This is a genomic window from Sphingopyxis sp., assembly GCF_036402335.1.
Taxonomy (GTDB): Bacteria; Pseudomonadota; Alphaproteobacteria; order Sphingomonadales; family Sphingomonadaceae; genus Sphingopyxis.
Genome location: NZ_DASWTD010000652.1, coordinates 1 through 4,836, shown reverse-complemented (window position 1 = coordinate 4,836; position 4,836 = coordinate 1). Strand labels below are relative to the sequence as shown.

The following is a 4,836-nucleotide window of genomic DNA, read 5'->3' as shown; positions in this document are numbered from 1 at the left end:
GCGCCTCGGCGCGGATCAGCGGCACAGCCTGACGCTGCATGTTCGAACCCATGAGCGCGCGGTTGGCGTCATCGTTTTCGAGGAACGGGATCAGCGATGCCGCGACCGAAACCAGCTGCTTCGGCGACACGTCCATCAGCGTGATCTGATCGCGCGGGGCCATCAGGAACTCGCCCGCTTCACGCGCCGAGATCAGTTCGTCGATGAAGCTGCCGTCGTCGTTGAGGTCGGCGTTCGCCTGCGCAACCGTGTGCTTCTGCTCTTCCATCGCCGACAGATAGACGACGTCGGTCGTGACCTTGCCGTCGACGATCTTGCGGTACGGGGTCTCGATGAAGCCGTACTTGTTCACGCGCGCAAAGGTTGCGAGCGAGTTGATCAGACCGATGTTCGGGCCTTCGGGCGTTTCGATCGGGCAGATACGGCCATAGTGCGTCGGGTGAACGTCGCGGACTTCGAAGCCCGCGCGTTCGCGCGTCAGACCGCCCGGCCCGAGCGCCGAAACGCGGCGCTTGTGCGTCACTTCGGAGAGCGGGTTGGTCTGGTCCATGAATTGGCTGAGCTGCGACGAACCGAAGAATTCGCGCACCGCGGCGACCGCCGGCTTCGCGTTGATCAGGTCGTTCGGCATCACGGTCGACACGTCGACCGAGCTCATGCGCTCCTTCACGGCGCGCTCCATGCGGAGCAGGCCGACGCGATACTGGTTTTCGAGCAGTTCGCCGACCGAGCGGACACGGCGGTTACCGAGGTTGTCGATATCGTCGATTTCGCCCTTGCCGTCCTTCAGGTTCACCAGTTCCTTGACCACGGCGAGGATGTCGTCGCTGCGCAGCGTGGTGACCGTGTCCTCGGCGTCGAGGCCAAGGCGCATGTTCAGCTTGACGCGGCCCACGGCCGACAGGTCGTACCGCTCGGGGTCGAAGAACAGGCCGCCGAACAAAGCTTCCGCAGTTTCGCGCGTCGGCGGTTCGCCGGGGCGCATGACGCGGTAGATGTCCGACAGCGCCTGATCGCGATCCTCGGCCTTGTCGGCCTTCAGCGTGTTGCGGATCCAGGGACCGGTGTTGTTGTGGTCGATGTCGAGCAGGACGAGCTGGTCGATGCCCGCGGCGTCGAGCTTCTCGAGATTGTCGGCGCTCACTTCGTCGCCGGCCTCGATATAGATCTCGCCGGTCGACTCGTTGATGAGGTCATAGGCGCTGTAACGGCCGAAGATTTCCTCGGTCGGGATCAGCAGCGTGTCGAGACCGTCCTTCGCGGCCTTGTTGGCAAGGCGCGGGCTGATCTTGTGGCCGGCGGCGAAGACGACTTCGCCGGTCTTGGCGTCGACGACGTCGAACGCGGGCTTCGACCCGCGCCAGTTTTCGACGACGAAGGGAACCTTCCAGCCGTTTTCGGCGCGCTCGAAGACGAGGCGGTCATAGAAGTGGTTGAGGATTTCCTCGCCCGACATGCCCAGCGCATAGAGCAGGCTGGTGACCGGCAGCTTGCGCTTGCGGTCGATACGGACGTTGACGATGTCCTTGGCGTCGAATTCAAAGTCGAGCCACGAACCACGATACGGAATGACGCGCGCGGCGAACAGGAACTTGCCCGACGAGTGGGTCTTGCCGCGGTCATGGTCGAACAGCACACCCGGCGAACGGTGCATCTGCGACACGATGACGCGCTCGGTGCCGTTGACGAAGAAGGTGCCGTTCTCGGTCATGAGCGGCATGTCGCCCATGTAAACGTCCTGCTCCTTGATATCGAGGACCGAACGGGTGTCGGTTTCGCTGTCGACCTCGAAGACGATCAGGCGCAGCGTGACCTTCATCGGCGCCGCATAGGTGATGCCGCGCTGACGGCATTCCTCGACGTCATATTTCGGCGCTTCGAGTTCATAGTGGACGAAGTCGAGCTCGGCGGTGCCGGCGAAATCGCGGATCGGGAAAACGCTGCGCAGCGTCTTTTCGAGACCCGAAACATAGCCGATCGAGGGATCGGACCGCAGGAACTGTTCATAGGATTCGCGCTGCACCTCGATGAGGTTGGGCATCTCCACCGCTTCGTGGATGTTGCCGAACAGCTTGCGGATTCGCTTGCTTGCGGTTGCTTCGAGGGCCTTGCCCACCGACTTCGCCTTGGTCGCCATAAGTGCTTGTCTCGCCTTAAGAAAAATCAGGTCGCGAGCGCATCGACGCGAAAAAAGCCGCAGGCAACCGTTGCCGGTTTACCGCAGCTTCACAACGCTGTCGAAATCCCCGCCGCCCTATCCGTACAGCCCGCTGCGCAAAGTCAGGCTCTATCTCGGACGGCTGGGTGTGTCCGGGATATAGGATTTGGGGTGCGCGGTGTCAACGGGCGACCCGGCAAAGGATGAGGGCGGGGCGCTTTGAGGTCGTGAGTTGCCCTTCGTGAACGGCAGCTTCCGGTCGGAAACCGGACGCCCTGTACGCCAGGCAAAACTAGAAAATACCCTTGAGCAACCCCGCCGGGTTCCGGCGCAGCGCCGCCTCCTCGCCCGCCATATAGTGAAAGATGCCCTTCAGCGCCTGTTCGGTCACCGACCGCGTCAGCCCGTCGTGCGTCAGTCCGGCCGATGCCAGCAGCTGGTTACCCTGCGACAGCTGGTCGAGCTGGCGAAAGGCGCCGACACTCTCCAATGCCGACCCGATCAGCGGCGACACCTTCGTAAAGAGTATGTTGCCCGCGCTGGTCTGGAGATAACGCGTTGCGCCGTCATTCTTCGCCACCAGCCCGGGTGCGTCGGTCCAGCGCAGATTGTCGATCGCGGCGCGAAACACCGGCTTGGCTTCGCCCGCGGCCTTGCCGCCAGCATCGTTCAGGCTGCGGGTGAGGTTGGTCGTGAGCCCCAGCCTGTCGCCCATGCCGAACAGTTTCGACGCCAGCTTTCCGCCCGCTCCCGGCAATAATATGCGCACGGCCGTATCGGCATAAAAGGCGCCGGGCTGCGCCAGCTTGTCGAGCGCCCCGTCGGAAGCACCGGCAATCAGCCCCTTCACCCCGCTCTTCGGCAGCTTCGCCATCGCCCACGGCGCATGCGCGAGAGCCAGCACCCCCGCCGCACCCGCGAGCAGCATGCGCCGCGCGATCCTTGCTTCGTCCGATTCCATGCGCACCTCCGCCGCTTCGCTTCAGCCCGAGTCTAGCAGCAAAGCTCCCCTCGCCAAAGAAGGATGCGCTGATTGCGAATCCAACTCCGTCGGGCTCACGATTTACCGTATTGCAATAATCGACTTATCGATTATCGATATGCCTTGTATCGACTATCGGGAGATTCGCGATGTTACGATGGAGCCGGCGACTGTTGGTCGGGTTGAACATCTTGAACTGGTTCTTCCTTGCGATTTTCATGATCGCGCTGATCGCTATCACGATCCGGCCCGACCTGCTGGCCGACGCGCTGACGAGGGCGTCGCCGCGTATGGACGCCTTTTATGTGATCGACCTGTTCCGCCTGGTTCTGCTCCTCTGCATCCCGATCGCCTTTGTGGCCCACGCCATTTTCACGCGCCTCGTCGCGATGATCGACAGCGTCGACCGCGCCGAGGTCTTCACGCTGGTCAACGCGCGGCGGCTCCGCGTGATCGGCTGGTGCGTGCTCGCGATGCAGGTGATCGACGCCTGCTATGGCTGGATATCCTATCAACTGGTCGTCGCCAGCGGCGAGCATTTCGGCTGGCAGCCCAGCCTGACCGCATGGCTCGCGGTGCTGATGCTCTTCATCCTTGCGCGCATCTTCGAACAGGGAACGGCGATGCGCGAAGAGCTCGAGCAGACGATCTGATGGCGATCCGCATCCAGCTCGACGACATGTTGTGGCGGCGGCGGATGACGCTGACCGAACTCAGCGAACGCGTCGACATCACCGTCGCCAACCTCTCGGTGCTCAAGACCGGCAAGGCCAAGGCGATCCGTTTTTCGACGCTCGACGCGATCTGCCGCGTCCTCGAATGCCAGCCCGGCGACCTGATCATGTTCGATCCCGAGGGAACTCCCGATGAAGACTGACATCGCATCGATCTACCGCAGCGCCTGGGCGTTCGCCTTCGCCTGCCCGCTCCTCTTCCTGATCCCGGTGCTCGTTGAACTCGCGCAGCATGTCGTCGAATGGCAGGGCGGCATGTACGACGGAATCGCCGGAGCAAAGGCCGCCGAAGCCGATCCGTTGCGCCTCCAGTTCGGCTTCGCCAAGACGCTTGCTCTCCTGCTTCCCGGCTACTGGTTCACGCGTTACATCCTGTTCGAGCGCGACAGCGCCCGCGCGGCGCGCATCGAATGGCCCGCGGTGGGCCTTTGGCTCATCCTCTTCGCGCTGCACGGATGGCAGCAATGGTGGACGCTCTTCGGTCCCTCGCTCACCGGCTTAATGGGCCTGACCGGCACCGCGGGGCAATGGACCGGTTATGCGCTGTTGCTGCTCGAAGGCGTCGCAGGCATTTATTTCACCGCATGGACCGTCGCCTGGGCGCTCGGTAATGCATCGATCGGCCCGGTTCGCTCGGCGCGGATCATGGCCGGCCATTTCTGGCGCACCGTGCTACTGTCGCTCGCTGGCGTGCTGCCCCTGATGATCGCGCATTATGCGCTGAGTTTCGGCGCCATCTTCGCTCCGGCGTTCCTCGACTGGCCGCTGCTGCTGATCGACGCACTCGTCGTCGGCTTGCTCGCGCTGACGATGGCAGGCAGCGGCGCGGTCGCGGCGCGGCACGCCGCGAAGGCCAGGAGCACCAGCCTGTTGCCCGAACGGGCGGGCCACGCCTGATGCCGCGGCGTGTCGATTGCAAAGTCAAAGATGACGGCTTTTCGCCCGGAAGCTGCCTATAGGGA

General features: G+C 63.3%; 5 protein-coding genes. 3 read left to right on the top strand and 2 right to left on the bottom strand.

Annotation, left to right across the window (positions count from 1 at the left end):
• Positions 1 to 2,137, bottom strand: a 2,137-nt coding sequence (gene rpoB, locus VGD20_RS20885; protein WP_331136292.1) for a DNA-directed RNA polymerase subunit beta, incomplete at its 3' end; no start/stop codon positions are given.
• A 313-nt stretch (positions 2,138 to 2,450) separates the two neighbouring features.
• Entirely contained in the window at positions 2,451 to 3,119 is a 669-nt protein-coding gene (locus VGD20_RS20880) for a DUF4197 domain-containing protein (protein WP_331136291.1), read from the bottom strand.
• Positions 3,120 to 3,358: 239 nt separating this feature from the next.
• Here VGD20_RS20880 and VGD20_RS20875 point away from each other — a divergent pair, with 239 nt between their 5' ends.
• Genes VGD20_RS20875 through VGD20_RS20865 form a run of 3 tightly spaced genes read left to right on the top strand, consistent with a single transcriptional unit; the run spans position 3,359 to position 4,771 of the window.
• A complete protein-coding gene (locus tag VGD20_RS20875; protein ID WP_331136290.1) occupies positions 3,359 to 3,793 on the top strand; it encodes a DUF2975 domain-containing protein in 435 nt (144 codons plus the stop codon).
• The gene (locus VGD20_RS20870; RefSeq protein ID WP_331136289.1) at positions 3,793 to 4,017 is read left to right on the top strand and encodes a helix-turn-helix transcriptional regulator; all 225 of its coding nucleotides are present in this window, start codon (positions 3,793 to 3,795) and stop codon (positions 4,015 to 4,017) included. The genes VGD20_RS20875 and VGD20_RS20870 overlap by 1 nt, the downstream gene beginning before the upstream one ends.
• Positions 4,007 to 4,771: a hypothetical protein gene (locus VGD20_RS20865; protein ID WP_331136288.1), complete on the top strand. Its 765-nt coding sequence runs from the start codon at positions 4,007 to 4,009 to the stop codon at positions 4,769 to 4,771. The genes VGD20_RS20870 and VGD20_RS20865 overlap by 11 nt, the downstream gene beginning before the upstream one ends.
• Positions 4,772 to 4,836 lie beyond the last annotated feature (65 nt).